General features: G+C 70.4%; 26 protein-coding genes. 15 read left to right on the forward strand and 11 right to left on the reverse strand.

Annotation, left to right across the window (positions count from 1 at the left end; genetic code table 11):
* Positions 1 to 3: 3 nt before the first annotated feature.
* Both FZ046_RS07295 and FZ046_RS07300 read right to left on the reverse strand, forming a co-directional pair.
* Positions 4 to 1497: a sensor histidine kinase gene (locus FZ046_RS07295; RefSeq protein WP_149484222.1), complete on the reverse strand. Its 1494-nt coding sequence runs from the start codon at positions 1495 to 1497 to the stop codon at positions 4 to 6.
* The gene (locus FZ046_RS07300; protein WP_246182925.1) at positions 1494 to 2204 is read right to left on the reverse strand and encodes a response regulator transcription factor; all 711 of its coding nucleotides are present in this window, start codon (positions 2202 to 2204) and stop codon (positions 1494 to 1496) included. Before FZ046_RS07300 ends, FZ046_RS07295 begins: the two co-directional genes overlap by 4 nt.
* A gap of 131 nt (positions 2205 to 2335) precedes the next feature.
* Between FZ046_RS07300 and FZ046_RS27655 the strand changes: the two genes are divergently transcribed.
* The gene (locus FZ046_RS27655; protein ID WP_211372304.1) at positions 2336 to 3151 is read left to right on the forward strand and encodes a hypothetical protein; all 816 of its coding nucleotides are present in this window, start codon (positions 2336 to 2338) and stop codon (positions 3149 to 3151) included.
* 97 nt (positions 3152 to 3248) lie between these two features.
* Here the strand turns inward: FZ046_RS27655 and FZ046_RS07310 are convergent, their stop codons facing one another.
* A complete protein-coding gene (locus FZ046_RS07310) occupies positions 3249 to 3989 on the reverse strand; it encodes a 3-oxoacyl-ACP reductase family protein (RefSeq protein ID WP_070355380.1) in 741 nt (246 codons plus the stop codon).
* Between the two features lie 110 nt (positions 3990 to 4099).
* On the opposite strand from FZ046_RS07310, the gene FZ046_RS07315 reads away from it, so the two are divergent.
* Positions 4100 to 4717, forward strand: coding sequence for a TetR/AcrR family transcriptional regulator (locus FZ046_RS07315; RefSeq protein WP_070355381.1), 618 nt, complete (start codon positions 4100 to 4102; stop codon positions 4715 to 4717).
* A 24-nt stretch (positions 4718 to 4741) separates the two neighbouring features.
* Here FZ046_RS07315 and FZ046_RS07320 read toward each other — a convergent pair whose 3' ends face one another.
* A complete protein-coding gene (locus FZ046_RS07320) occupies positions 4742 to 5392 on the reverse strand; it encodes a TetR/AcrR family transcriptional regulator (protein ID WP_149484223.1) in 651 nt (216 codons plus the stop codon).
* Positions 5393 to 5578: 186 nt separating this feature from the next.
* On the opposite strand from FZ046_RS07320, the gene FZ046_RS07325 reads away from it, so the two are divergent.
* From FZ046_RS07325 to FZ046_RS07355, 7 genes are all read left to right on the forward strand, one after another.
* Positions 5579 to 6004: an MmpS family transport accessory protein gene (locus FZ046_RS07325; RefSeq protein WP_070355383.1), complete on the forward strand. Its 426-nt coding sequence runs from the start codon at positions 5579 to 5581 to the stop codon at positions 6002 to 6004.
* A gap of 28 nt (positions 6005 to 6032) precedes the next feature.
* On the forward strand, positions 6033 to 8924 hold the full coding sequence (locus FZ046_RS07330; RefSeq protein WP_070355384.1) for an MMPL/RND family transporter: 2892 nt from the start codon (positions 6033 to 6035) through the stop codon (positions 8922 to 8924).
* Positions 8925 to 9000: 76 nt separating this feature from the next.
* Positions 9001 to 9762 carry a DUF1684 domain-containing protein gene (locus tag FZ046_RS07335; protein WP_070355407.1) on the forward strand — a complete coding sequence of 254 codons (762 nt, stop codon included), beginning with the start codon at positions 9001 to 9003 and terminating at the stop codon, positions 9760 to 9762.
* A gap of 91 nt (positions 9763 to 9853) precedes the next feature.
* On the forward strand, positions 9854 to 10696 hold the full coding sequence (locus tag FZ046_RS07340; RefSeq protein WP_070355409.1) for an ABC transporter substrate-binding protein: 843 nt from the start codon (positions 9854 to 9856) through the stop codon (positions 10694 to 10696).
* Positions 10693 to 11520 (forward strand): amino acid ABC transporter permease, encoded by an 828-nt coding sequence (locus FZ046_RS07345; RefSeq protein WP_099046041.1) that lies wholly within the window; start codon positions 10693 to 10695, stop codon positions 11518 to 11520. The genes FZ046_RS07340 and FZ046_RS07345 overlap by 4 nt, the downstream gene beginning before the upstream one ends.
* Positions 11517 to 12266: an amino acid ABC transporter ATP-binding protein gene (locus FZ046_RS07350; RefSeq protein WP_246182926.1), complete on the forward strand. Its 750-nt coding sequence runs from the start codon at positions 11517 to 11519 to the stop codon at positions 12264 to 12266. The genes FZ046_RS07345 and FZ046_RS07350 overlap by 4 nt, the downstream gene beginning before the upstream one ends.
* The gene (locus tag FZ046_RS07355; RefSeq protein WP_070355386.1) at positions 12266 to 12502 is read left to right on the forward strand and encodes a zinc-ribbon domain-containing protein; all 237 of its coding nucleotides are present in this window, start codon (positions 12266 to 12268) and stop codon (positions 12500 to 12502) included. The genes FZ046_RS07350 and FZ046_RS07355 overlap by 1 nt, the downstream gene beginning before the upstream one ends.
* Before the next feature lie 3 nt (positions 12503 to 12505).
* Here the strand turns inward: FZ046_RS07355 and FZ046_RS07360 are convergent, their stop codons facing one another.
* Positions 12506 to 13084 (reverse strand): TetR/AcrR family transcriptional regulator, encoded by a 579-nt coding sequence (locus FZ046_RS07360; RefSeq protein WP_070355387.1) that lies wholly within the window; start codon positions 13082 to 13084, stop codon positions 12506 to 12508.
* Positions 13085 to 13166: 82 nt separating this feature from the next.
* On the opposite strand from FZ046_RS07360, the gene FZ046_RS07365 reads away from it, so the two are divergent.
* On the forward strand, positions 13167 to 14066 hold the full coding sequence (locus FZ046_RS07365) for an SDR family oxidoreductase (RefSeq protein ID WP_070355388.1): 900 nt from the start codon (positions 13167 to 13169) through the stop codon (positions 14064 to 14066).
* On the opposite strand, the gene FZ046_RS07370 is transcribed toward FZ046_RS07365, so the two are convergent.
* The gene (locus tag FZ046_RS07370) at positions 14048 to 14701 is read right to left on the reverse strand and encodes a TetR/AcrR family transcriptional regulator (RefSeq protein ID WP_070355389.1); all 654 of its coding nucleotides are present in this window, start codon (positions 14699 to 14701) and stop codon (positions 14048 to 14050) included. The genes FZ046_RS07365 and FZ046_RS07370 overlap by 19 nt on opposite strands.
* Before the next feature lie 25 nt (positions 14702 to 14726).
* A complete protein-coding gene (locus tag FZ046_RS07375; RefSeq protein ID WP_070355390.1) occupies positions 14727 to 15674 on the reverse strand; it encodes a LysR family transcriptional regulator in 948 nt (315 codons plus the stop codon).
* A 135-nt stretch (positions 15675 to 15809) separates the two neighbouring features.
* Between FZ046_RS07375 and FZ046_RS07380 the strand changes: the two genes are divergently transcribed.
* The 3 genes from FZ046_RS07380 (at position 15810) to FZ046_RS07390 (ending at position 18585) form a co-directional block, all read left to right on the forward strand.
* Positions 15810 to 16691 carry an alpha/beta fold hydrolase gene (locus tag FZ046_RS07380; RefSeq protein WP_070355391.1) on the forward strand — a complete coding sequence of 294 codons (882 nt, stop codon included), beginning with the start codon at positions 15810 to 15812 and terminating at the stop codon, positions 16689 to 16691.
* Complete coding sequence (locus FZ046_RS07385) at positions 16688 to 17332, forward strand: pyridoxamine 5'-phosphate oxidase family protein (protein ID WP_070355392.1); 645 nt, start codon at positions 16688 to 16690, stop codon at positions 17330 to 17332. The genes FZ046_RS07380 and FZ046_RS07385 overlap by 4 nt, the downstream gene beginning before the upstream one ends.
* 125 nt (positions 17333 to 17457) lie before the next feature.
* A complete protein-coding gene (locus FZ046_RS07390) occupies positions 17458 to 18585 on the forward strand; it encodes a diguanylate cyclase domain-containing protein (RefSeq protein WP_070355393.1) in 1128 nt (375 codons plus the stop codon).
* Between the two features lie 3 nt (positions 18586 to 18588).
* On the opposite strand, the gene FZ046_RS07395 is transcribed toward FZ046_RS07390, so the two are convergent.
* Genes FZ046_RS07395 through FZ046_RS07405 form a run of 3 tightly spaced genes read right to left on the reverse strand, consistent with a single transcriptional unit; the run spans position 18589 to position 21152 of the window.
* Positions 18589 to 19842, reverse strand: a complete 1254-nt coding sequence (locus FZ046_RS07395; protein ID WP_070355394.1) for an oxygenase MpaB family protein — start codon at positions 19840 to 19842, stop codon at positions 18589 to 18591.
* Positions 19843 to 19893: 51 nt separating this feature from the next.
* Positions 19894 to 20316 (reverse strand): pyridoxamine 5'-phosphate oxidase family protein, encoded by a 423-nt coding sequence (locus tag FZ046_RS07400; protein WP_070355410.1) that lies wholly within the window; start codon positions 20314 to 20316, stop codon positions 19894 to 19896.
* Positions 20313 to 21152: an NAD(P)H-binding protein gene (locus FZ046_RS07405; RefSeq protein WP_070355395.1), complete on the reverse strand. Its 840-nt coding sequence runs from the start codon at positions 21150 to 21152 to the stop codon at positions 20313 to 20315. Before FZ046_RS07405 ends, FZ046_RS07400 begins: the two co-directional genes overlap by 4 nt.
* Positions 21153 to 21234: 82 nt before the next feature.
* Between FZ046_RS07405 and FZ046_RS07410 the strand changes: the two genes are divergently transcribed.
* Entirely contained in the window at positions 21235 to 22164 is a 930-nt protein-coding gene (locus tag FZ046_RS07410; protein ID WP_070355396.1) for an AraC family transcriptional regulator, read from the forward strand.
* Between the two features lie 13 nt (positions 22165 to 22177).
* Here the strand turns inward: FZ046_RS07410 and FZ046_RS07415 are convergent, their stop codons facing one another.
* Positions 22178 to 23062 (reverse strand): helix-turn-helix transcriptional regulator, encoded by an 885-nt coding sequence (locus FZ046_RS07415; protein ID WP_407664471.1) that lies wholly within the window; start codon positions 23060 to 23062, stop codon positions 22178 to 22180.
* A gap of 109 nt (positions 23063 to 23171) precedes the next feature.
* Between FZ046_RS07415 and FZ046_RS07420 the strand changes: the two genes are divergently transcribed.
* Positions 23172 to 24056 (forward strand): aldo/keto reductase, encoded by an 885-nt coding sequence (locus FZ046_RS07420; protein ID WP_070355398.1) that lies wholly within the window; start codon positions 23172 to 23174, stop codon positions 24054 to 24056.
* Positions 24057 to 24111: the final 55 nt, after the last annotated feature.

Consider the following 24111-nt stretch of genomic DNA (forward strand, 5'->3'; position numbering starts at 1 on the left):
CGGCTAGGCCGACCGCGGACCGGCCACCGGCAGCACCAGTCGGAACGCCGCACCCGGGCCGCCAGGGACGTACGTCAGGTCGCCGCCGTGGGCGCGGGCCAGTGCGCGGGCGATCGGCAGACCGAGTCCCGCGCCGCCGTGGTCCCGCGTGCGTGCGTCGTCCAGGCGGACGAGGCGCTCGAAGATGCGCTCGCGCTGATCCACTGCGACTCCGCTGCCGGAGTCGGTGACGGTCACGACCGCCAAGTCGTCGGCGACGCGCACGTCGAACGCGAGCGAGCCCCCGGCGGGCGTGTGCCGTCGGGCGTTGTCGCCGAGGTTGGCGAGTATCTGCGCGATGCGCACGCCATCGGCGCGGACCCTTACCGCGGGCGCCCCGGTCCGGGTGACCGTCACGGCGGGGGCCAGCAGTGTGCAGCGCTCGCGCTCGGCCTCGACCAGAGCCGTCAGGTCGCAGTCGGTGACTCGAAGGCCGGCCCCGGCGTCGATGCGGCTCAGGTCGAGCATGTCGGCCACCAGCCGGCCGGCACGTCGGGCTTCGGTGAGCACCAGGTCGGCGCGGCGGCGTTGAGCGTCGGCGTCGGCGTCACCGGCGTGCTGCGCCGCGGCCGACGCGATGCGTTCGGCGCCGGCGTGCATGCCGGCGATGGGCGTCCGGAGTTCGTGAGCGGCGTCGGCCAGGAACTGGCGGGTGGCGGCGTCGGCCCGTTCGGCGTCCGCGGCGGACCCTCGCGCCCGCTGCTCGGAGTCCTCCAACTCGTCGAGCATCGCGTCGAATGCCGCTGCGGCGCGGCCCAATTCCGTGTCGGGACGGTCGGGTCGCACACGGCGCCCGCGGTCGCCCGACGTGATGGACTCTGCGACGCCGGTCAGCCGACGCAACGGTGACATCGCGACGTCGACGACGAAGGACAGGGCGACCGCGGCGATCGCCAGCACGACCAGCGCCGACACGATCACCACGATCCGCAGCTGCCGCAGCAGGCTGGTGGTGGCCGTCGTGTCGGCGATCAGCACCAGCCGGCCGCCACCGGGGAGACGGTGGGTGACGGCCGTTGCGGTGGCGTCGGGCGGGGCGCGCCCGTCGGGACGGTCCCGCGGGGGTCCGGGCGGCACCGGTGGGCCGGGCGCACCCGGTGGCGCACCGCCGTGCGGCGGCCGCGGCGGACGGGGTGGGGCGACGTCGCCGTCGGCGACGTCGAGCGGCACGTTCGGGTCGCCGTAGTCGACGCCGTCGGCGGTCAGCAGTCGGACCCGGATACTGCCGCCGGCGAGTTCGGCGACCAGCTGCTGCGGCGGGGTACCGGTCTCGGCGAGTGCGTCGGCGCGCGCCACCGTCGCCATCAGCCGGTCGTGCAGGTCGCGGCGGGCCTGGGCGCCCACGGCGACGTCGATGACGACGCCGAGCAGGACGAGCAGGACGACGAGCACGCCCAGAGTGGTCGCCACGACGCGGCGCCGGAGAGAGGGGGTGGCGGTGCGGCCGGGGTCGGTCACGGCCCCTCGGCGTTCGGTTCTGCCCGCGGCTCGGCCCGCAGTGAGTATCCGATGCCGCGCGCGGTGTGCACGATGCGGGGACCGTGGGCTTCGAGCTTGCGACGCAGGCTGCTGATGTGGACGTGGACCAGGTTGTCGTCGTACGCGGCATAGCCCCACACGGCGGTGAGGATCTGTGCGGCGCTGACGATCCTGCCTCGATGGTCGAGCAGGAACTCGAGAATCTTGAGTTCCGTTGCGGTGAGTGGCAATCGATGGCCGGCGCGGGTCGCGACGCCCGCAGACCGGTCCACCAGCAGGTCGCCGACGGCGACCGTCGACGGCACGCCACCGCGCCGTCGCAGGACGGCCCCGACGCGGGACAGCAGCTCGGACATCTCGAAGGGCTTGACGACGTAGTCGTCGGCGCCGCCGTCGAGGCCGCGCACCCGGTCGTCGAGCGCGTCGCGCGCGGTGAGCATGAGGATGCCGACGTCGCCCCAGGCGCGCACCACGTCGATGAGCGCGAACCCGTCGCGGCCGGGGACCATGACGTCGAGGATCACCGCGTCGGGCCGGTAACCGTCGAGGGTGCGTTCCAGGCCGTCGCCATCCACGTGACCCGCTGCTGCATAGCCGGCGTCGTTCAGCGCCTCGACGACGAGTTCGCGAATGGCGTCGGAGTCCTCGATGACCAGGACGCGAGGCACACCACGGGTCGCTGACACCACTCCATTGTGGAGGGCCGTACCTGAAGACGAGGTGAAGATCCCCGCCCCGGGACGAGTCTTCAGGTTGGCTTCACGCTGCGCTCCTAGCGTCGGATCCGATCAGCCGAGACGCAGGAGGACCTTCCACCATGACCGATGACGAACGCACGCAGAGCGATTCGGGCGACGCCGCTGCGCACACCGAACCCCTGCACACTCCGCAGGACGCCCGCGCCGACGAGCCGGCGGATCCGGTGGCGCCCGACGCCCCGGCGGCGGCGGAGCCCCGGGGACGCCGCTCGCGGTGGGCGGCGGTGCGCGAACCCGCCCGACGTCATCCGATCGGCATCGCCGTCGGCACGGCGGTCGCCGGCCTGGTGATCGGGTTCCTGGGTGGGGTCGCGACCAACGCGCACCCCATGATGTCGCTCACCGTGGGCAGCGTGCCCGCCGGTTCGCACGCCGCAGAGGGCCGCGAACCCGGTCAGGGTCCGTGGGTTCCCGACGATCGCGGCCCCGGCGGCCGGCACGGCGATGCGCCGCCTCCTCCGCCGGGTGGTCCGGACGGTGGGGGCCGGCACGGCGGCCACGGGCCCGGCGGACCGGGCGGGCCGGGTGGCCCTGGCGGGCCGCGTGGCGACGAGGGACCCGGTGGGTACCGGGGACCCGGCGGCCCTGATGGTCCTGGCGGGCCGGGTGGGCCTGGCGGTCCTGGCGGTCCTGGCGGGCCTGGCGGGCCGCGTGGCGGGCCTGGCGGTCCGGGTGGGCCGCGTGGCGACGACTACGGTCCCGGTACTCGCGGAGACGTTCCGCCCCCTCCCGGCGAGGCCGGTCCGGCGCCGCGCGGACCGCAGGCCCCGTCGCCCGGTCAGCAGGGACCCGGTCAGTCTGGAAGCCCTGCCCAGCAGGCCCCGGCGCCCAGCGGTCAGCAGCCGACGACCCCGCCGCTACCCGCCGAGCGCTGACCAGCCCGACCGTGGGCCTCGCGTACGCCGAACGGCCGTTCCGCGTACGCGAGCCCCACGGTCGCGGGGCTTGCACCGTCAGGACGCGTCCGTGGGATCAGATCGTGAAACCGCCGTCGACGTTCAGGTTGGCGCCGGTGACGTAAGCCGCGTCGGGGCCGGCGAGGAAGCTGACGATGGCGGCGACGTCGGCCGTGCGACCGTAGCGACCGAGCGCGACGATCTCCTTGAGGCTCTCGGCGAAGTCGCCCTCGTCGGGGTTCATGTCGGTGTCGATGGGACCCGGCTGCACGTTGTTGACGGTGATCCCGCGCGGGCCGAGTTCGCGTGCCAACCCACGCGTGAACGAGGACACCGCGCCCTTGGTCAACGCGTACACCGACACCCCCGGACCCGGTACGCGGTCGGCGTTGACCGAGCCGATGTTGATGATGCGGGCGCCGTCGCCCAGGTGCTTGAGGGCGCTGTGCACCGTCCAGAACACCCCGCCGACGTTCACGGCGACCACGCGGTCGAACTGCTCGGCGTTGAACTCCTCGACCGGGGCGAGGTGTGCGGTACCGGCGTTGTTCACGACGATGTCCAGGCCACCGAGGTCGCCGGCCGCCTGCTCCACGGCGGACGTGATGTCGGCGGGTTCGGCGGCGTTCGCGCGGATGGCGACGGCGCGGCCGCCGCCCGCGGTGACGTCGGCGACGAGACGCTCGGCCTCGGCCTCGGAGTTCGCGTAGGTGAACGCCACCGCCGCACCGTCGGCGACGAGGCGCCGCACGATTTCCGCGCCGATTCCCCGCGAGCCGCCGGTGACGAAGGCCTTCTTGCCATCGAGCTGAGCCATGATTCCTCCATTTGTAGAACGATCGTTGCAGATATCAAGACACAAGCCGCGGCGAAGGTCAAGATATTTCCGTAGCATTCATTGCAGAATTTCTGCGAAGGAGTGCACTCATGGGAACGCGTGGTCGGCCGCGCGCATTCGACAGGACCGCGGCGCTCGAACGGGCGATCGACGTGTTCTGGGAGAAGGGGTTCGAAGGCGCCTCCATGGCCGACCTCACCGCGGCCATGGGCATCGGGACGACGAGCCTCTATGCGGCCTTCGGATCGAAGGACGAACTCTTCCGCGAAGCCGTCGAGCACTACGCGATCTACGCCGGCGCCGAGATCTGGGGCGCGGTGACCGACGCGGACACCGCGCGCGGCGCCATCGAGGGCTACCTTTTGGCGACGGCACGCGCCTTCACCCGCGGCGACCGGCCGAGCGGCTGTCTCGTCGTGCTGTCGGCGCTCCACGCCAACGGCGCGACGGCGGATCTGCGGGACGACCTCATCGGCAAGCGCGGCCAGAGCGTCGAGGACTTGGCCGCCGTGCTCCAGCGAGGCGTCGAACGCGGTGAACTACCCGCCGGTCTCGACGTGCGCGCCGTGGCCCGGTTCTATGCGACGGTGCAGCAGGGCATGTCGATCCAGGCCCGTGACGGCGCCGACCGTGCGACGCTGGAGGGCATCGCGCACGCGGCGCTCGCGGCCTGGGAGCCGCTGCTCGTCAGTGCTTCCGCCGCCTGAGGCGTTGTCTGGTAGACGTTTTCGTCACCCCGTCGGGCGCCAGCCGCGCATCGCCTCGTCCATCTGATCGGGGGACAGCGCGTCGACCGGCAGGCGCTGCTGTTCGTCGCGCTGGCGCATGCCGTCGAGTAGCAGCGCCACGTAGCGGCGCCATAGGTCGGCGTCGACGTGGCCCGCCCACTCGCTCACGGTGCCGGCGAGGAGGCCGACGATCGGCATGTCGGTGTGTTCGACGTCCGGTCGGAGGTGGCCGTCGTCGCGGGCCCGCTCGACGAGCTTCGTGATCGACGGGGTGAGCCGCTCGCGGGCACATTCGACGCGGTAGCCGCCGGCCTTGCTGTAGACGATTTCCCGGAGACCGCGGTCGGTGGCCGTCAGTTCGCAGAGCTGCTCGACGAACCACACGAAGCCGGTCCACGAGCATTCCTGGCGCAGCGCCGTCTCCGCGAGGCACACGATCTGCTCCATGCCGTCCTCGAAGATGGCCTCGACCAGCTCCTCCTTGGTCGCGAAGCGTCGATAGACCGTTCCGACGCCGACGTTGGCGTGTCGAGCGACGTCGTTCAGCGTCGCGTCGAGACCCCTGCTGGCGAACAGTTCGCGGGCGGCCACCAGCACGCGCTGCCGGTTGCGGACGGCGTCCTTGCGCAGGCCACGGCATGGTTCGTCAATCATCGCACCCAGTTTAGTGATGTAGCCAACAGCGCGTCCATAACCGGATTGACTCTATCCACTTAGCGACTTAGATTGCCTATCTAGATCAAACCGCCGCCTGCGGATTCCGCGGCGCACCCTCCTGTCGAAAGGCTCAGCCGTGACTGCTGTCTTCGAGCGTGCCCGGACCAGCGCAGGACCGTCGCGGTGATCGGCGCCGTCAAGCGCGTGTGGTTGCCCGTGCTGTTCGTCGTGGCCCTGGCGATCGGCGTCGTCACCGTGTCGCACCTGCGGTCGATCTTCGGCTCCGACGGAGCCGTCGTGACCCCGGTCGGGTCCGACACCGCCGAGAAGTTCAATCCCAAAGTCGTCGTGTACGAGGTCTTCGGCTCTGGATCGACCGCCGACATCAACTACGTCGACCTCGGCGGCGTGCCGCGAAAGACCGGCACGGTGCCGCTGCCGTGGACGTTGCGACTCGAGACGACGATCCCCTCGGTGCAACCCAATCTGCTTGCGCAAGGCGATGGTTCGTCGATCGGTTGCCGCGTCACCGTCGACGACGAAGTCAAGGACGAAAGGACGGCGCAGGGCGTGAATGCCGCGACGTACTGCTTGGTGAAGGCCGCATGAGCGACGCTTGCGAGCGGATCGAGGTCAGATGAGCGCGCCCGTCGACGACGCCCCCACCGACGCGATCCCGCCGGTGCGGCACGCCAAGCGCCCTCCGCTGGCACGGTTCATCCGCATGTTCGCCATCCCGATCGTGCTGGTCTGGGTGGTCATCATCGGGATCCTCAATGGCACCGTGCCGCAGCTCGAGGAAGTCGGCAAGCTGCGCGCAGTGTCCATGAGCCCCAACGACGCTCCGTCATTGATCGCCACCAAGCGCGTGGGCAAGGTGTTCCAGGAGTACGACACCAGCAGCAACGTGATGATCGTGCTCGAGGGTGACCAACCCCTCGGTCCGGATGCCCACGCGTTCTACGACGAAATGGTCCGCAAACTCCGCGCCGACCCGACTCACGTTCAGCACGTCCAGGACTTCTGGGGCGACACGCTCACCGCGGCCGGTGCACAGAGCATCGACGGCAAGGCGGCGTACGTCCAGGTGTACGTCTCGGGTGACCAGGGCGAGACCATCGCCAACGAGTCGGTCGACGCCGTGCGCGACATCGTCGCCGGGGTGCCGGCGCCGCCCGGCGTCAAGGCCTACGTGACCGGTCCGGCCGCGACGACGACCGACCAGAACGCCGTCGGCGACGCCAGCATGCAGCAGATCGAGATGCTGACCTTCGGCGTCATCATCGTGATGCTGCTGCTGGTCTACCGCTCCTTCGTCACCGTCATCATCACCATGGTGATGGTGGTCGCCGGGCTGCTCTCGGCGCGCGGTGTCGTCGCCTTCCTCGGCTATCACGGCGCCTTCGGTCTCACGACGTTCGCGACCAACATGTTGGTCACCCTGGCGATCGCCGCCGCCACCGACTACGCGATCTTCCTGATAGGCCGGTACCAGGAGGCGCGGCGCAACGGGCAGGACCGAGAGTCGGCCTACTACGACATGTTCCACGGCACGGCGCACGTCGTGCTGGCGTCGGGGCTCACGATCGCCGGTGCGACGGCGTGCCTGCACTTCACCCGCCTGCCGTACTTCCAGACCATGGGCTTCCCGTTGGCCATCGGCATGGCCATCGTCGTGGCGGCGGCACTCACGCTGGGCCCGGCGCTCATCTCGATCGTCACGCGGTTCGGGAAGGTCCTGGAGCCCAAGCGCATGCAGCGCTCGAGGGGCTGGCGCCGGGTGGGCTCGGCCACGGTGCGCTGGCCCGGCGCGGTGCTCGTGATGGCCATCGTGCTGTGTCTGGTGGGCTTGCTGACGCTGCCCGGCTACCACACGTCGTACAACGACCGCATCTACCTGCCGGACACCGTGCCGGCGAACGTCGGTCAGGCAGCGGCGAATCGGCACTTCTCCGAAGCCAAGATGAACCCCGAACTCGTCATGGTGGAGACGGACCGGGACCTGCGCAACCCCGCGGACTTCCTGGTGATCGACAAGATCGCGAAGGCCATGGTCCGCGTCAACGGCATCGCCCAGGTGCAGACGATCACCCGACCCGACGGCAAGCCGATCGAGCATGCGTCCCTGGCCTACACCATGAGCCAGAGCGGCAATGGGCAGCTGATGAACAACGACTATCAGCAGCAGATCCTGGACAACACGCTCAAGCAGGCCAATGACATGCAGACCACCATCGAGTCGATGGAGAAGATGCAGAGCATCACCCTGCAGATGGCGTCGGTCACCCGCGACATGGCCGACAAGTTCGAGAACACGTCGGCCGACACCAACGAGATCCGCAATCACCTCGCCGACTTCGACGACTTCTTCCGCCCGCTGCGCAACTACTTCTACTGGGAGCCGCACTGCTTCGACATCCCGGTGTGCTGGGCGCTGCGGTCGATCTTCGACAGCCTCGACGGCATCAGCACGCTCAGTGACGACTTCCAGGACCTGGTGCCGGACGTGCAGCGGCTGGCCGACCTCACGCCGCAGCTCGCGGCGCTCATGCCGTCGATGATCCAGGTGATGAAGAACCAGAAGCAGTACCTGCTCAACCAGTACCAGGCGCAGAAGGCGCAGCAGGACCAGAACATCGCGCAGCAGGACAACGCGACGGCGATGGGGCAGGCGTTCGACGCCGCGATGAACGACGAGAACTTCTACCTGCCGCCCGAGGCGTTCCAGACGGCGGACTTCCAGCGCGGCATCAAACTGTTCCTCTCGCCGGACGGACATGCAGTGCGGTTCACGGTGTTTCATCAGGGCGATCCGCTGAGCGAGGAGGGCACGGCGCACATCGAGCCGCTGCGCACCGCCGCGGTCGACGCCATCAAGGGCACGCCGCTGGAGGGCTCGACGGTCTACGTCGGCGGCAGCGCCGCCACGTACAAGGACATGCAGCAGGGCGCCGACTACGACCTGCTGATCGCCGCGGTCGCGTCGCTCATCCTGATCTTCCTCATCATGGTGGTGCTGACCCGGGCGATCGCCGCCGCGGCAGTCATCGTCGGCACGGTGGTGCTGAGTCTCGGGACGTCCTTCGGTCTGTCGGTTCTGGTGTGGCAGCACCTCATCGGCATCCCGCTGCACTGGATGGTGCTGCCGATGTCGGTGATCGTGCTGCTCGCCGTCGGCGCGGACTACAACCTGCTGCTGGTGTCCCGCATGCGCGAGGAGATGCACGCCGGCCTGCACACGGGCATCATCCGATCGATGGCGGGCACCGGCTCGGTCGTCACGTCGGCGGGCCTGGTCTTCGCCTTCACGATGATGGGCATGGCGGTCAGCAACCTGATCGTCATCGGTCAGGTCGGCACGACCATCGGCCTCGGCCTGCTGTTCGACACGCTGGTGGTTCGATCGCTGATGACGCCGTCTCTGGCCGCGTTGCTGGGCAAGTGGTTCTGGTGGCCGCAGCGGGTGCGCCTGCGCCCGGTGCCGCGGCCGTGGCCGACGCCGAAGACGGTCTCGCCGCCGGTCGCCTGACCGCGGGTCGCCCCGACTAATGATCGGGGCGACCCGAAGCCTGACATCCGTGCCGATGGCGAGGATCATCGATGTCATGACCGACATCGCCACCGACGCCTTCACCGAGTCGTGGACCCACTGGCACGCCGAGCGCGAACGGTACTACGGGGACCCGCTCGGCTGGGTCAGCCTGACCGGATTGCACTGGCTGACCGACGAATTCACCACCGCCGCCGACCTGCCGGGGCGCTGGCGGGCGGATGCCGACGCCGTGTACGTCGAAGGCGTACCGGGGACCGAGAGGCTGGAGCCCGCCGAGGGCGCGCCGGGGATCCTCGTCGCGGACGGCGAGCGCCGCATCGAGGTGATCCGGCGGACCGGATCCGTCGCGCTCCGCGTGCACGATCCGGCGTCGCCGCATCTGCAGTCCTTCGGCGGCATACCCGCCTACGAGCCCGATCCGGCGTGGGTCGTCGCCGGTACCTTCACGCCCTACGCCGAGCCCGAGACCGTGACGACGGGCGCGGTGGTCGAGGGTCTCGAGCATCACCACCGTGCCGTCGGGGTCATCACGTTCACGGTGGCCGACATCAGCCACCGGCTGATCGCGTTCGGTGCGGCCGATGGCGGGCTGCACGTGCTGTTCACCGATGCCACCAGCGGCGTGACGACCTACCCGGCCGCACGGTCGCTGAGCGTCGCCGCGCCTGCTGCCGACGGCGCGGTGACACTGGACTTCACTCGGGCGGCCAACCTGCCGTGTGCGTTCACCGACTACGCCACCTGCCCGGTCGCGCCGGCCGAGAACCGTCTGCCGATCGCCATCGAGGCGGGCGAGAAGACGCCGCTGCTCTAGATCAGGGCCGCGCGTGCGGGCAGGCCGCGGGAGGAAGTCCGCACGAGCGCAACGATGGCGGCATGCCGTCGTGTGAGCGATGATGCCGCACATGCGCGTGTTGACGACCCTGGGGACGCTGGCGGCAGGACTGCTGCTGGTGTCCTCCTGTGCCCCGGCCGACGAGTCGGCAGCACCTCCGGCGCAGCCCTCGGACTGCTCGAAGGACGCGCTGAGGACGCTGCAGGCCGGCACCTTGACCTTCGGGACCGACCAACCGGCCTATGCACCGTGGTTCGTCGACAACGATCCCGCCAACGGCAAGGGCTTCGAATCCGCGGTCGCCTACGCGGTCGCGAACGAACTCGGGTACGCCAAGGACGACGTCGCCTGGGTGCGGGTACCGTTCAACTCCGCCATCGCGCCAGGGCCGAAGACGTTCGACGCCAACCTCAGTGAGTTCTCGATCACCGACGAGCGCAAACAGGCCGTCGACTTCTCCTCGCCCTACTTCGACGTGACGCAAGCGGTCATTACCACCAAGGGTTCACCCGCCGCGGGCGTCGCGTCGGTCGACGCGTTGCGGTCATTCAAGCTCGGCGCCCAGGTCGGCACCACCAGCTACACCGCCGCGGCCGCCATCGACCCCGAGGTCGCGGTGTTCAACAGCAACGAGGATGCCAAGGCCGCGCTCGCCAACCGACAGATCGACGCGCTGGTGCTCGACCTGCCCACGGCCTTCGCGGTGCAGGGCGACCTGCCCGACGGCGTGATCGTGGGTCAACTCCCGCCGAGTGGTGGGGCCACCGAGCAGTTCGGGATCGTCCTCGACAAGGGCAGCCCGTTGACCGCCTGCGTGTCCCAGGCCGTCGACCGGCTCGGTGACAACGGCGACTTGTTCCGGTTGCAGAAGGAGTGGTTGTCCAAGCCGGGCCAGGCGCCCCTGCTGTCGTGACGTCCGCGGCGATCGATCGCGTTGCGTTCCGGCGGTCGCGGGCGCGGCGTTCAACACTGGTCGCGCTGCTGTCGACGACGGTGTTCGCCGTCGTCCTCCTGGTCGGCGTCACGTCCTCGCCCGGGTGGCCCCGGGTGCGGGACGCCTTCTTCGACGTCCGCGTCGGGTGGGACAGCCTGCCCGCTCTGCTGGACGGTCTGTGGCTCAACGTGCGGGTCCTGCTCGTCTGCGAGGTGCTCGTGCTCGTGCTGGGGTTGCTCCTAGCTGCGATGCGCACGGTGCGCGGTCCCCTGTGGTTCCCGTTGCGAGCCTTGGCCACCGGTTACGTCGACGTCTTCCGGGGCCTTCCGCTGCTGATCGTGCTGTACCTCGTCGGTTTCGGCCTGCCGGGACTGCGACTGGCCGGAGTTCCCACCGATCCGGTGCTGCTGGGCGGATTGGCGCTGGTCTTGGTCTACTCCGCATACGTGGCCGAGGTGCTGCGCGCGGGCATCGAGTCGGTGCATCCCTCGCAGCTCGCGGCGGCGACCTCGCTCAGCCTCGGATACCGGCGCACCATGCAGATGGTAATCCTGCCTCAGGCGGCACGGCGGGTGACTCCCGCACTGCTCAACGACTTCGTCGCCCTGCAGAAGGACTGCGGACTCATCTCGGTGCTCGGTGCGGTGGACGCCGTCCGTGCCGCGCAGATCCAATCCGCCACCAGTTACGACTTCACGCCGTACGTGGTGGCAGGCCTGTTGTTCGTCGCGCTCGCCGTTCCCTCGGCGCGAGTGGCGGACTGGGCCGCGCGCCGTGTCGGGGTGCGGCAGGGAGCGCTGTGACCGCCGAGGTGCCCCCGGTCCTGTCCCTCGAGGCGGTGACGAAGTCCTACCACGGGCGCGTGGTTCTCGATGGCGTGGACCTCGACGTTCCCGAGCACCGCGTGGTGGTCCTCATCGGGGCATCCGGGTCGGGCAAGTCGACGCTGCTGCGGTGCGTCGACCTGCTGGAGGAGATCGACGACGGCCGAATCCTGTTGGACGGCCGAGACATCAGCGATCCCCGCATCGACGCCGATCACGCGCGGCAGGCGATCGGAATGGTCTTCCAGTCCTACAACCTGTTTCCGCACATGAGTGCGCTCGCCAACGTCGCGCTCGCGCCGCGGACGGTCCACGGTCTGGGCCGCCGCGACGCCGAGGACCGCGCGCGGGAGTTGCTGACGCGCGTCGGACTGGGTGATCGCGTCCACGCGTATCCCGACAAGCTCTCCGGAGGCCAGCAACAGCGCGTGGCAATCGCTCGAGCGCTCGCCTACGCGCCGCGTCTGCTCTTGCTCGACGAGATCACCAGCGCTCTGGACCCAGAACTGGTCGGGGAGGTCCTGACCCTGGTCGGTGAGCTGGCGGCCGCCGGGACGACCATTCTCATGGCGACCCACGAGATGGCCTTCGCACGCGACGTCGCGGACGTCGTCTGCTTCCTCGACGAGGGTCGCATCGTCGAACGAGGCTCCGCGGCAGCGGTGCTCGGCGACCCGCAGCACGAGCGGACCCGTCGGTTCCTGACGAGGTTCCTCCTGCCCTGATGCCGTGCGCGATCCCTATCCTGGGTGTCGTGCTCTTCCTGCTCTTCGGCTACGGCACCAAGCAGAAGTACCTCGGCACCGGCGAGGTGCGGACCTGCCCGCGCTGCCACAACACGACGCAGTGGACGAAGATGCGCGAGTTCAAGCAGTTCTCGCTGTTCTTCGTCCCGGTCGCGCGGTGGCGACGGCGCAGCTTCGAGGTCTGCGGCGTCTGCGGGGCGGCCGTCGCCGCCTGATCGTCAGTTCTCGTCGAGCGGATGCACGACCGCGCGAACGTCGCGCAGCACGTCGTCGGCGATGACCCCGAACGGACGTCGTTCCCCTGGCGCGATCCACTGCGCGAAGGCGATGCCGAAGACGACCGTGCCGATCCGCGCCGCTACCTCGGCGCGTGGCGCGTCGACACCGCGTGCCCGCAGCGCATCGGCGAGCGCGTCGCCGAGCCCAACGAGCTTCAGTGCCTCGCGCTCCCGCAACGCCGGGTTGTCGTCGATGACGTCCTGGCGCAGGCGGGAATGTGGGCGCCGTTCGTCGGGGAAGAACTGCGCCGCCGATCGCACCGCGGCGATGGCCAGTTCGATGGGCGCAGCGTCAGCCGGGGCGCCGTCCACGCCGGCGAGGAAGGACTCGCGCAGTGACTGCTGGCCGTGGAACAGCACCTCGCGCTTGTCGCTGAAGTGTCGGAAGAAGGTGCGCTCCGTCAGACCCACGGACTGTGCGATGTCGGTGGCCGTCGTCTGTTCGTAGCCGCGCGCGGCGAACAGCTCCAGGGCGGCCTGCTGCAGCCGCTCCGGAGTGCCGGGAGTCCAGCGCACCATGCCGCCGAGTCTAGTGATGACAGAGACTGACTTCAGGCGTAGCCTCCATGTCAGTAACTGACATGGAGGATGGGAGAGCATCGTGCACGTATTCGTCACCGGAGCATCCGGCTGGATCGGCACCGCCGTCGTCGACGAGTTGTTGTCCGCGGGCCACCAGGTCACGGGTTTGGCCCGGTCCGAGGCATCGGCAACGGCCCTGCGGGCCAAGGGGGCCGACGTCCGCCGCGGCGATCTGGACGACCTCGACGCCCTTCGCGACGGCGCGCGCAGCGCCGACGGGACGGTGCACCTCGCCAACAAGCACGACTGGTCGAACATGGCCGGAACCAACGCCGCCGAGCGGGCGGCGGTGCACGCCGTCGCCGAGGCGCTCGTCGGGACCGACCGCCCGTTCCTCCTGGCATCCGGTTTCGCCGGGCTCGGCCGCAACGGTCCGAGCACGGAGGACGAGCCCTCGCCGTTTCACGGCCCGGACAGCCCCCGCGGCGGCGCCGAGAACCTGGCACTGGACTATGCCGACCGTGGCGTCCGTGCGGTCGCCGTCCGCTTCGCGCCGACGGTGCACGGCACCCGGGACCACGGCTTCATCGCCCATCTGGCCGGCATCGCCCGCGATCGCGGCGTCTCCGGGTATCCGGGGGACGGGAGCACCCGATGGTCGGCGGTGCACGTGGCCGATGCAGCCCGGCTGGTGCGGCTGGGTCTGGCGTCGGCTCCGGCCGGGAGCCGGTTGCACGCCGTCGCCGAGGAGGGTGTCCCCACCCGCGCGATCGCCGAGGCCATCGGACGGGCCTTCGACCTGCCGGTCGCATCGATCGCACCGGAGCGGGTCGGGGAGCACTACGGCTGGATCGGAGGGTTCTTCGCGTCGGACCTCAGCGCGAGCAGCGCCGCGACCCGGCGACTACTGGATTGGGCGCCGACCGGTCCGACGCTGATCGAGGACCTCGACGGTGGTGCCTACCGCGTGGCCGAGTGATCGCGCGGGGACGCGCTCGTGCCGCCGTCGATCAGCGCCAGGGCGGCTGACCGGACACGGCCGTCGGCGGCGAGTTCGGGGTCGACCTGGCACTGCATGGCGATGCCGCGGACCAGCCCGACGAGCGCCACGGCCGTCCCCTCGGGGTCGACGTGGGGGGCGATGCTGCCATCGGCATGGCCGTCGGTGAGGGCCTCGATGAAGTAGGCGCGGAACGACGCGTCCCGGTCGGCGAAGGCGGCACCCAGGCTCGGTTCCTCGTCGCCGACCGACGCGGTCCAGAGCCGCAGGAAGACCCGCATCGACCCCGGGTCGTCGGCCATGCCGGTGAGGTACTGCTCGACGGTCCGGAGCACCCGCTCGCGACCGGTGCGGCCGCTCGCGTCCGGGGTGAACCGACCTTGCGCCGCCGCGGCGAGACGCGCCATCAGACGGTCCCGACTACCGAAGTGGTGGTTGACGATTCCCCGCGAGTACCCGGCGCGCTCACCGACCGCCGCCGTCGTCACCGACCGGACGCCGTGCTCGGCGACGATCTGGAACGCGGCATCGAGGAGCCGCGCCTCGCTGGTCGCGCGCCGTTCGGCCTGCGTGCGCGGGGCCGCGGCATCGCGGCGGTTCGCGTCGGTCGGCACCCGGGAATCGTAACGGTAGGGTGAGTTACGCCGTGGCGGAGCGGTTCTCGTCACTGCCGAGATGGTCCTCCGCCGCGACCCAGCCCGGCGGCACGGCAGTCGACAGCGCCGACTGTACGAAGCGGCCGACGGCCGCGGTCGCGGCACGTATCGGGCACCACTGCAGCGTGTAGGGAAGGTGCGTCGGCGGGGTCAGGGGAACCAGCGGATCGGTGACGACGCTGCCGGAGATGGCGGCCGTGGTCAGGATCCAATCGACGGAGGATTGAGCCGCCCACCGCCCGGCGGACAGGTCGATGTCGTCGAGTTCGACGGCCGGCGGGGAGGATCCGTTCGCGTCGAGGACCTGTCGCAACGCCATCGTCCATGCCGGGAACAAGCCGTCGGTGTGCAGGCCGAGGGTGCCGGACTCGAGGTCTGCGAGGCGCACGGCGGCCTGCCCGGCGAGGGGGTGGGAGTCTCGGAGACCCACCAGCAGCGGTTCGGCGCAGAACACCTCGTTGATGAGACCTGGTGCCTCGGGCAGGATTCCGCACGTGATCGCGACATCGGCGTGACCGTCGGGAATCGACCGCTGCAACTCCGGCAACCACATTCGCCGGATGACCAGGTCGACGTCGGGAGCCTCGCGCGCGAAGGCCGCGGCGAGATGCGGCGCCAGGACCGGCGCCACCGGCGGCGTGATCGCCAACCGGACGGTGCCGGCCTCTCCGCCGACGAGCCGCTGCACGGCGGCGCGCGCGCCGGCGACGTCCTCGAGGATGGCCTTCGCCCTGCCGAGCAGTTCGACTCCCGCTTCGGTCGGCACGACGCGTCGCGTGGTCCGCGTGAACAGCGGCGTGCCGAGTTCGCGTTCCAGCCGCTTGATCAGCTCGCTGAGGGTGGGCTGCCCGATGTACAGGCGCTGCGCCGCGCGACCGAAGTGCAGCTCGTCGGCGACCGCGACGAAGGCCTCCAGCTGACGCAAGTCCACGTCGCGATCGTAGGACTACGCGCCGCATTGATCGGTGGAACCGATCACCGCCATCGCGGATCGGTGCTTTTTCCAGTGCCGGCGGGCACGCATCGTGGGTGGCGAGTTCCCGCCCCGTGTCGAGGAAGGTTCGTCATGCCCGCGTTCGCCACCCGCCACCACACCGCCACGATCGACGGTCTCGACGTCTTCTACCGGGAGGCCGGCGACCCGGCGAAGCCGACCGTGCTCCTGCTGCACGGCTTTCCGTCGAGTTCGCACATGTTCCGCGGACTGCTGGACGCCCTGTCCGACGAGTACCACCTGGTGGCCCCCGACCACATCGGCTTCGGCCAGTCGGCCATGCCCTCGGTGACCCAGTTCGACTACGGCTTCGAGCGTCTCACCGAGGTCACCGAGAAGCTCATCGACCACGTGGGGCTCGAGCGGTTCGCCCTCTACATCCACGACTACGGCGCGCCGATCGGCCTGCGCATCGCGAGCCGGCGACCGGAGCGGGTCACCGCGCTCATCACCCAGAGCGGCAACGCCTACGTCGAGGGCTTCACCCCGTTCTGGGACGTGCTGTTCGCCCACGCGAAGGACCGGGCGACTCACGAGGATGCCGTACGCGAATACCTCACGGCCGAGAAGACCCGATGGCAGTACACCCATGGCGTGCCCGCCGACCGCCTCGACCGGATCGCCCCGGAGGCCTGGCAACTCGATCAGGCCGGCCTCGACCGGCGGGGCAACGACGCCATCCAGCTACAGCTGTTCTGGGACTACCAGTTCAACCTCGACGGCTATCCGGCATTCCAGGAGTACTTCCGCACGCACCGGCCGCCGCTGCTGGTGACGTGGGGCAAGAACGACGAGATCTTCGGTGCCGCCGGCGCGGAGGCCTTCGCACGGGACCTGCCCGACGGCGAGTTCCACCTCCTCGACGCCGGGCACTTCGCGTTGGAGACCCACGGCGAGGAGATCAGCGGCTACGTCCGCGACTTCCTCGGCCGGCACGTCGGGCCGACGGCATGAGCCGGCGCTACCCGGCGATCGCCTTCACCGACGACGTCCGCACCGAGCAGCGCCGCCACGGCAGCGACCGGTTCTACGAGCGCAAGCGGGTGGCCGGTGCGGTGTCGACGACCCCGGATCCGCTGGGGGAGGACGAACGGGAGTACCTCGCCGAATGCGATGGCTTCTACCTGGCCTCGGTGAGTGCCACGGGGTGGCCCTACGTGCAATTCCGCGGCGGGCCGCCGGGCTTCCTGCGCGTCGTCGACGCGCACACCATCGGGTGGGCCGACTTCCGCGGCAACCTGCAGTACGTCACCGCGGGGAACGTCGCCGGTGACGACCGCGTGGCGTTGATCGCGCTCGACTACGTCCACCGCCGCCGGCTGAAGATCTTCGGGCACGCCCGGGCCGTCGCGGCCGAGACCGATCCCGACCTCTGTCGCTCGCTCGCGGTCCCGGGCTACGACGCGGTCGTCGAGCGCGCCGTACTCGTCACCGTCGAGGCCTTCGACTGGAACTGTCCGCAGCACATCACGCCGCGGTTCTCGCACGGCGACCTCGCACCGGCACTCGAGGAGATGCGCCGCGAACTCGACGCGCTGCGCGCCGAGAACGCGGACCTGAGGGCCCGCCTCGACGACCAACCCGCGCCGAACTGACATTCCCTGCGTCCAGGCGTTCTGCTTGAGCGCAGGGAATGTCATTTCGGAGGATTCCGTGACGAATGGGCGCGAACCGCACCCCGGTGCGCGCATCCCCGTGACCAGCGGGCTACGAATGAACGGTGTTACGCAGCGATGAGTGGCGCCGCAGCGGCGACCACTACTACTGGCTGACGGCATTCCTCGCTGCGCGCGATCTGCAGCGCCGCACGTGCCGGACCAACGCGGCGATCATCCTGGGCCTCGGTGCGATCGGTCCCATCATCTCGCTTGGGCGGCTGGGTCCGCACTCCACCGCCGGCCGGATCGCCGAAGCGGTCGTCGTGCTGTGCTGCGTCGTCATGGGTGCGCTGTGGCTGCGCCCCGGGTGGCCGAGCCGGCGGGTGTCGCAGGGCTGCGTCGTCGTCGGGACCCTCTGCATCGCGACGTCGTGCCTCATCGTCCCGGAACACTCGCTCGGCATCGTCGGCGCCACGACGTTCGCGGTGCTCGGCTCGTTCGTGGCGCTGTTCCACTCGCTGCGGCTGCTGGCGTTCACTTGGACCGTCGGCGCCGGCGTGCTGGTCTACCTCGCGTTCCGGCTCGCCGAGGTCGACGTGTCGCTGGCGGTCGCCACGGTGCTGCTCATCGTGCTGGTCAACGTCTTCGCCGTGTTTGGCTGCCGCATGGTGGTCCGCCTGCTCGCGAACGACACCGGGTACGGCGACCTCGAGCCGTTGACCGGCTTGCTCACCCGTGACGGATTCTTTCAGCGCGCCGCCGATCTCATCGGCTCGCGCACCCGCGACGACGACCGGCGGATCGTCGTGACGGTGGTCAGCCTCGACAACTATTCGCTGCTGACCGAGTTGCAGGGCGGCACTGGGGCGGACCGCGCGCGGGTGGCGATCGCGCGGACCCTGCGCGAGACCGTGCGCCGCGACGCCGTGCTCGCTCATCCCGGCGACGCCGAGTTCTGGGTCGCCGACCTCTTCACCACCGCCGACCCCAACCCGCTCGCCGAACGCATCCGCGGTGCCATCGTCACCACCGAATTCCGCCTGGCCGCCAGCGTCGGCGTGGTGTGCACCCCCCTCGCACCGCTGGCGCACCTGCCCACCTATGACGTCGTCGAGGAACTGGTGACCGTCGCCGCGACGGCGATGTTCGACGCGCGCCGCGCCGGGGGAAATCAGACACGCGCGGCGATCGATCCCGCCCTGGCGGTGCTGCGCAACCCGCCGACCGGTGGGCCGCAGCCGTCGGAGTGACGGTCACCGACGCAGGGGCGCCGCCGCCTCGAACGACGCCGCACGCCCCGCGGACTGCCACTGCAGCCAGTTCTCCCACCGTGCGAGGTTGACCTGCTGCCAGCACCGGTCCACACGCGACGACGCGCGGCGCGCCAGTTCCAGCGCCAGGATGGCCGGAGCACGGGCGAGGAGCACGGCGACGCCGGGCACGGCGGACGGCAGCCGGTAGCGCCGTCGATTCCACGGCAGCATGTAGAGCCCGAGATAGCCCGCCTGCACGCGGTAGTGATACTCGGCCCGGAGCCGGCCCCACCCGCGATGGGCGCGCGTCGGCGCGAACGCCGGGACGAACGACTCGACCAGTTCGGTGCCGCTCGCGCCGCTGTCGTAGCTGCGGGCGGAATCGGCGAGGAACAGGATCCGCCACGCGTCGGCGACGGTCTCCGGGAAGTAGCCGTCGCAGCGCACGCCGACGAGGTGGCCGCAGTAGCGGTTGAAGTGCAGCACCGCCCGCATCTCGCGCGGCGAGGTGACGTACCCCAGCAGGAACAGCCCCGCGGCCGGGGCGACGCTCCCACCGAGCAGCGTCAGCAGCATCGCGGACTGGCTGATCGGGAGCCCCCAGCGGCCGGCATCCCACTCGGGGTGGCGCAGCACCCGATCGCGGACGCTGACGTGCATGATCCGCACGTGCAGGGAGATGTTCCGGCCCGGTGACCCCGGCGTGAGGATGGCACCCGGCCGGCACACCTCGATCCACCAGCGCGAGGTCTCCAGATAGCGGTGCAGTGCCCGCTCGCCGGCGTACCCGCCGGACAGCGAGAGCGGCACGGCCAGCCAGCCCTCGGTGTACGTGTCGTTCGTGCCGGCATTGCCCAGCGCGCCGAGCGCGTACGCCCACCGGCGCCAGACGGCGGCGCCCTCCTCGACGAGGTCGGGATCGACCCAGCCGGGAATGCGCTCGAAATCCTCGAACAGCGCCCGCATCGACGCGGGCGCCTCGGGAACCGCATCGATGCCGTCGCGCTGGGCGCGCTCGACGAGGTCGCGGGCCCGCCGCGCGCCGAGGTCACCGTGGTAGGTCTCGGCGACGAAGCGCTCGGCGACGGGGTCACCGATGGTCAGGCCCGCGACGAACGCCGACGTCACGGCCTCGGACGGCAGCGCGTCGATGCCGGTGATGCGCCGTACGGCGGCGCGCAGGCGCGCACGTCGACCGGCCACGGGCCGAAACGCCGTGGGAGCCGGGGGCGGGTAGGCGTCGGGTGCGGCCACGTCTCGAGTCCTAGCGCACCGCGGGCGACGGCGCGAGCGAATGCCGTGAGGTCACATCGCGTAGCGTCGCACCGTCTCCGGGTGGATCACGATGCGCACCCACTCCTCGCGCAGCATCCCGGCGAGGTCGTCGGCGCGGACGGGGTCACTCAGATCCCAGTACCGGGCGGCGAGGCGTTCGACGAGATCGTCGGCGCCGTCGACAGCGATCGTCGTGGACCCTGCCACGGACACCCACCGTTCGTGCTCGCCGACCGGAGCGGTCACGACGAGCGAGGCCCGGGGGTCGCGGCGCAGGCGGCGCACCCGTGGCGTGTCGGGTGCGCTGAACAGCGCGACGTCGCCCGCTTCGGTGGCCTCGAACCACACCGGCCGAGGTTGCGGCGGCCGCGGCCCGTCGGCGGTCGACAGGAAGCCGTAGAGCGGGCGGTGCAGGAAGTCGAGGTCCGCCGCGGCGAGGGACGCCGCGCTCATCGGTGCCACGCTCCCGTGACGGCGACGCGCAGCACGTAGTCGGTGAACGTGCGCGCCGGGCGGCCCAGTACGTCGGTGACTCCGTCGGTGGGCGTGGCGATGAGCCCGCGGTCCATCAGGGCGAACATCTCCGCGACGTGCTCGGCGTCGCCGCGGTCGACACCCTGCCCGACGAGCGCCTCGACGTACTCGTCCGGCGTGACCCGGCGGTAGGTGATGGGTCGTCCGGCCGCTCGCGAGACGAGGTCGACCGCCTCGGCGAACGTGATGGCCCGGGGCCCGCTCAATTCGTGCACCCGACCGACGTGCGCGTCCGGCTCGGTGAGCACGCGCACGGCCACGTCCGCGATGTCCTCGAGGTCGATGAACGGTTCACCGACGTCGCCCGCGGGCAGGGCCAGCTCCCCGTCCAGCAGCGGAGCGTGCCACAGCTCCTCGTCGAAGTTCTGCGCGAAGTTGTTCGGCCGAAGGATCGTCCAGTCGAGTCCGGACGCGCGGACGGCGTCCTCGGCGTCGCGCATGTCCCGGCCGAACGCGGAATCACCCCAGGTGTCCGCGCCCCGCCCGGACAGCAGGACCAGATGCCGCACCCCGGCAGCGGCCGCCCGGGCCGCGAACTCGTGCACCGGCCCGGGCGTCGACGGGGGCACGACGAAGACGGCCGCAGTGTCGCGCAGCGCGGCGTCCCATCGGCCGGGATCAGTCCAATCGAAGGGGGTCGCGCTGCTGCGCGACGCGGCGCGCACGGGGAGTCCGAGCAGCCGCAGGCGCGCGGCGACGCGCCGGCCCGACTTACCGGTGGCACCGAGGACGAGGAAGGTGGTCGGATCGTTCATGTCTCCATCCAAGGGCGCCGCATCGGACGATGTCATGGGTCAAAGCCCGAGAAAGCTGTGTGATCGTCTACCGTGAGGTGCCGTGGACGTCTTCGGTGACCTCTTCCGCGGCGTGCGAGCCCATGGCTCGTTGTTCGGCAGCTCCACGCTGACCCCGCCCTGGGCCCTGCACTTCGTCGACGGTGCGCCCCTCACGTTGTGCGCCGTCCTGGGAGGGTCGGGATGGATCATCCCGATCGACGGCGAGCCCGAACCGCTGAACGCCTACGAGACCGTCGTCGTCCGCGGTCCCGGGACGTTCACCTTCGTCGACGAGGTCGGCACGTCGGCCGTGCCGGTCGCCTGTGGCGAGTTCTGTGCGACGCCCGAGCAGGGCGGGACCCGGCACCGGCTCGGCTGGAGCGACGGCGACGGCGACGGTGCGGCGACGTTGATCGTTGGGGCCTACCCGGTGCGCGGCGAGATCAGCCGCCGGCTGCTCGACGCACTGCCGGTGGTGCTGCGCGTGGAGGCGGGCGGCACGGGCGATCCCGTCCTCGACCACCTCGCGGCCGAGGTGGCGCTCGACGTCCCAGGGCAACAGGTGGTGCTCGACCGGCTTCTCGACTGGATGCTGGTGTGCACCATCCGGGAGTGGTTCGACCGGCCGGGCGGCGAGCCACCCGCGTGGTGGGCGGCCCAACGCGATCCCGTGGTCGGCGATGCGCTCCGGTTGCTGCACGGCGATCCCGCGGCCCCGTGGACGGTGGCCGACCTCGCCGACCGCACCGGCGTCTCCAGATCGACACTGGCCAAGCGTTTCTCGCAGCTGGTCGGGGAAGCGCCGCTGACGTACCTCACCCACTGGCGGATGGCGCTCGCCGCGGACCGGTTGACCGACGAGTACGGCTACACGGTCGCCGAGGTGGGCCGTTCCGTCGGCTATGCGGATCCGTTCGCATTCAGCGCCGCCTTCAAGCGGGTACGGGGCGTGAACCCCCGCGAGTTCCGGCGCAGCGCCGTACGCGCGTGACGGATTTTGCGGCTCAACGTGTTTCGTTCGCCCCCACGGGAGGAAGGTCCGGCTGGCTTGCGGCCCACGACGCCAACAGGGCTAGCCCGTCGGCCGACGGCGAATCCGTCGGCGCGGTGTAGACGTTCAGCTGCAGTCCTGGGTCGGTGGGCAACTCCATCGACTCGAAGTCGAGGTCGAGTTGGCCGACGACGGGATGGCGCAGCCGCTTCCGCCCCGAGCGGTGCAGGTGCACGTCCTGTGACGCCCACCGCTGCCGAAACAACTCGCTGCGCGTGGACATCTCGCCGACCAAGGCGATGAGGTCCTCGTCGTGCGGGTTGCGGCCCGCCTCGAGGCGCAACATCGCCGCTGCGTCGCGGGCGACGGTGTCGTAATCGACGAAGAACGCCTGCGCCGCTTCGGGTTCCAGATACACGAACCGCGCGGTGTTCGCCGGCCGCCGCGGGCCGGCCAGGACCGGTGCGTAGAGGGCCCGTGCCAACTGGTTCATCGCCAGGACGTCGTGCCTGCCGTTGCGCACCCATGCCGGTGCCCGGGTCATGGCATCGAGTACCTGCTGTAGACCCGGACGGATGACGGTGGGCGTGCGTCGTCGACGGCGCTGTCCGCTCGACCCCGACTGGCGCGCGAGGTGGAACAGGTGGTCGCGCTCGGCCTCGTCGAGCCGTAGCGCCGTGGCGAGGGCGTCGAGCACCCCGTCGGACGCCCCGGCCAGGCTGCCCCGCTCCATCCGGACGTAGTAGTCGACCGACACGCCGGCGAGCAGCGCCACCTCCTCGCGGCGCAGCCCCTTCACCCGTCGGTTCCCACCGTAGGCGGGCAGGCCGACCTGATCGGGGGTGATGCGCGCGCGCCGCGAGCCGAGGAACTCGCGGATCTCGTTGCGCACGTCCATCGCGGGCATCTCCCCACCGTAGGCACGGCGGGCGGCGGATGGGAGGTACTCCCGGTACCCCGAAGCGCAGACACTCCCAGCGGTCCGTCGATCGGCCTAGCGTCGAGGCATGAGCATTCCTACCTTCACGCTGAACAACGGCGTCGACATCCCGGCCCTGGGCCTTGGCGTGTACCAGACGCCGCCGGACGAGACGACCGCCGCCGTCGAGGCGGCACTCGAGATCGGCTACCGCCATGTCGACACCGCCGCCGCCTACGGCAACGAGCGCCAGGTGGGCGAGGCCATCCGGCGGTCCGGTCTGGCGCGTGACGACGTCTTCATCGAGACCAAGGTGTGGATCACCGACTTCGGCTACGACGCGACGCTGCACGCATTCGACAAGGCCGCCGGCAAGCTCGGCGTCGACCGCATCGACCTTTTCATCCTCCACCAGGCGCTGCCCAGCGAGTTCGACCTCACGCTCGACGCATACCGGGCGCTGCAGCAGCTGTACGCCGACGGCAAGGTCCGTGCGATCGGCGTCTCCAACTTCATGCCCGCCCACCTCGAGCGACTGCTGGCAGCGACGGAGACGGTGCCCGCGGTGAATCAGATCGAGGTGCACCCGTACTTCCGGCAATCCGAACTCCTCGACTTCGACGACCGGCATGGCATCCTCAACCAGGCCTGGGCACCGATCGGCGGCATCACGTTCTACCGCGAGGGACCGCACACCTCGACGCTGGACGATCCGGTGATCACCGACATCGCCGCCGCACACGGCAGGTCACCGGCTCAAGTGATGTTGCGGTGGCACCTGCAGCAGGGCCGGCAGGTCATCCCCAAGTCGGTCACGCCGTCGCGGATCGCCGAGAACTTCGCCGTCTTCGACTTCGACCTAGGCGAGGATCAACTCGCCGCGATCGACGCCCTCGACACGGGTATCCGGGGTGGACCCGAACCCGAGGACGTCACGCGCGAGACGTACGCCATCGACGTTCCGGAAGCCTGACATTCCAGCAGCCCAACGTTCCAAACCTCAGGAGGACTCGTGCACACCAGAACAC

This window comes from Mycolicibacterium grossiae, assembly GCF_008329645.1.
Taxonomy (GTDB): domain Bacteria; phylum Actinomycetota; class Actinomycetes; order Mycobacteriales; family Mycobacteriaceae; genus Mycobacterium; species Mycobacterium grossiae.